The sequence below is a fragment of the Actinomycetota bacterium genome (genome assembly GCA_040905475.1).
In the GTDB taxonomy this organism is placed as follows: Bacteria; Actinomycetota; AC-67; order AC-67; family AC-67; genus DATFGK01.
The window spans coordinates 10,157-12,846 of the sequence record JBBDRM010000008.1; the positions used below are offsets into that span (position 1 = coordinate 10,157).

A 2,690-nucleotide genomic window follows, 5' to 3' on the forward strand; every position below is an offset into this window, starting at 1 on the left:
CGCCTCGAAGTTCCTGGCGGCGGGCGCCCTCGTGCCCTGGGCCCAGGTTGGAGCCGGCACGATCGCCACCCAAGCTCACGCGGATGTTTCCTTCGGGCCGCACGGGCTTTCGCTGCTGGCCGATGGGCGATCCGCAGACGAGGTCGTCGAGGTGCTGATCGGCAGCTCCCCACTGCGCGATAAGTGCCAGATCGGCGTGATCGACTCGCACGGCAACGCTGCCAGTTTCACCGGCCCCGAATGCATGGCGTGGGCCGGCGGGACCATCGGCGAGAGTTACGCCGTCCAGGGAAACATCCTGGCGGGTCCGGAGGTGGTGGCCGCGACCGCGGAAGCGTTCGAGCGCGAGGCGGGCGACCTCGCCGGGCGGCTGGTCGCAGCGATACTCGGGGGGACTGCCGCGGGAGGCGACCGGCGCGGCCGCCAATCGGCGGCCGTTCTTGTGATGAGTCCGCGTGGTGGATACGGCGGGACGACCGATGTGGTTGTCGACCTCCGCGTCGACGACCATCCCGACCCCGCCCGCGAGCTGAGCCGGCTCCTCGATCTTCACCGCCTGTACTTCACGAAGCCGACCGAGGCGGATCTCGTGCCGGTCGACGCTGCCTTGTCGAGCGAGATGGCCGGATCGCTCAGAACGCTCGGCTTCCTCGAGGGTCCAGACGACGACCTCTGGAAGGCGCTCGAACGATTCGCCGGGTGGGAGAACCTCGAGGAGCGATTCGCTATGGGCGACCGGCTGGACCGCCACATCCTCGCGGCACTGCGTAGCGCGGCCGCCCTGGGCGAAAGGATGGTGTTCCCAACCTAACTGTGGAAATGTAGCCTGGCCGACAGACGACAAAGGGTCCGATTCGTACGCTCGCCTCGACGAATGAACTGGGATCCGGAGGGATCCGATGGCGAAGAAGAGGCGCCCGATAGATCAAGGCCAGACGCTGCCGGAGGCATCGCAGGTCTCCGAGAGCGCACCGGTCGACGGCCGCGACATCCTCGCGCGAGTCGCTTTCCTGCCGATCAGCACCTGGGCCTACAAGGATGAGCCTTCCGTCCGCCATATGGGCCCGATGGCGCAGGACTTCCGAGCGGCCTTCGGGCTGGGTGAGGACGACGTCACGATCGACCTGCGTGACGAGGTCAACGTCACGCTCGCAGCGATCAAGGCTCTCTATCGCATGGTCCAGGAGCAAAAGGCAGAGATCGATCGTCTGACCGAGAAGATCGCGGAGCTCGAACGTCTCCACACCGCCGCCCCGCGCGCGGCTCCGCGCAAACGCATTGGCGGGAAGGAGGTGTGACATGCCAGCCAAGAAGAAGGTGACGCCCAAACGCGCTACATCTTCGCGAAACAAAAAGACGACAAAGAGCAAGGCGAAGAGCAAGAAGACCGGCCGCAAGACCGGATACAGGGTGTACTCGGATCGCAACCTAAAGTCCGCGATCATGCCCGTCGAGGCGCGAAACGTTCTCGATCAACTGACGCAGGAGGAGTGACATGGCAGCCAAGAAGAAGGTGACACCCAAACGCGCTACATCTTCGCGAAACAAAAAGACGACAAAGAGCAAGGCGAAGAGCAAGAAGACCGGCCGCAAGACCGGGGCCAGGGTGTACTCGGATCGCAACCTAAAGTCCGCGATCACGCCCGTCGAGGCGCGAAACGTTCTCGACCAACTAACGAAGGAGATGTGACATGGCAGCCAAGAAGAAAGTGACACCCAAGCGCACCACGTCGCGAACCAAGAAGACGACCAAGAGCAAAGCCAAGAGCAAGAAGACCGGCCGCAAGACCGGGGCCAAGTTGTACTCGGATCGCAACCTCAAGACCGCGATCACCCCGATCGACAGCCGAGACATTCTTCGGAAGGTGAACGAAGCGGATGGATCGCTCTGAAATGACCGGCGACCAGTGGGCGTCTCTCGACGGCTTGCGGGCGGCGTTGGGCCTCGGTCATGAGGACGCCGACTCGGCCGTCGAAATGGGAGGCGCGCCACTGGCCGCCATCCAGGGACTCCATCTCTTCGTTCAGGACAACGCTCGCGCCCTCGAATCATTACGAGCGCGCCTGATGAAAGTAAGGCGCGTCGATCGAAACCGAGAGGGCGGGGTGAACAGGTGAAGCGTATTGCAATCGCTCTCATATTCCTGGCGGCGGGCGCGTGCTCCAGCGATTCTCCATCCTCGGCTCCCTCGAACACGTCGTTTGAACCCCTTTACCTTCCTACCCGACAGCCTGAGGCCGGGTTCATACCCTGACTGACGGTCACCGGAAGCGTACGGTCATGGCCTTTGCCCCCTGCCGTTGATGGCCTGGGGGGTGTTGCCCCAGTGCGCTTCGGTGTGGTGCTCGCGCGATAGGGACGTGCCGATCCGATGGCGCTCGTAAAGTGGATGCGGGAGCTGCACCCTCCGGGACTTCCTTCGAGCTGGAGGTGGGGATGGGACAGGTCAGCATCGGCGTCGACATCGGCAAGACCGGCCACTATGTGATCGCCTTAGACGCGGCCGGCGAGCGGATCCGCTCGCACGAGCTTCCCAACGCCCAGAAGCCGATCGATGAACTCGTCGCTTACGCGGCGGCGAACGGCGCGAACACAGCACGCGTGCCAACTCGTCGGCCTCGAGGTGACGGAAGGGCGGCAGGCGGCGCAGCTCCTCCAGCTGAGCCGCCGACGTCACCAAGCGCGGCCG

Annotated in this window: 6 protein-coding genes; all 6 read left to right on the forward strand. The window is 64.2% G+C overall.

Translation table 11 applies throughout. The features are described from left to right. Positions 1-811, forward strand: an 811-nt coding sequence (locus WEB06_00760) for a DUF1028 domain-containing protein (protein MEX2554145.1), incomplete at its 5' end; no start/stop codon positions are given. Between the two features lie 88 nt (positions 812-899). Next, positions 900-1,298, forward strand: coding sequence for a tail fiber domain-containing protein (locus WEB06_00765; GenBank protein ID MEX2554146.1), 399 nt, complete (start codon positions 900-902; stop codon positions 1,296-1,298). A gap of 1 nt (position 1,299) precedes the next feature. Beyond that, complete coding sequence (locus tag WEB06_00770) at positions 1,300-1,494, forward strand: hypothetical protein (protein ID MEX2554147.1); 195 nt, start codon at positions 1,300-1,302, stop codon at positions 1,492-1,494. Position 1,495: 1 nt separating this feature from the next. Continuing rightward, the gene (locus WEB06_00775; protein MEX2554148.1) at positions 1,496-1,690 is read left to right on the forward strand and encodes a hypothetical protein; all 195 of its coding nucleotides are present in this window, start codon (positions 1,496-1,498) and stop codon (positions 1,688-1,690) included. A gap of 1 nt (position 1,691) precedes the next feature. Then, complete coding sequence (locus tag WEB06_00780; protein ID MEX2554149.1) at positions 1,692-1,892, forward strand: hypothetical protein; 201 nt, start codon at positions 1,692-1,694, stop codon at positions 1,890-1,892. A gap of 545 nt (positions 1,893-2,437) precedes the next feature. After that, the coding region (locus WEB06_00785; GenBank protein ID MEX2554150.1) for a transposase at positions 2,438-2,690 on the forward strand (253 nt) is incomplete at its 3' end.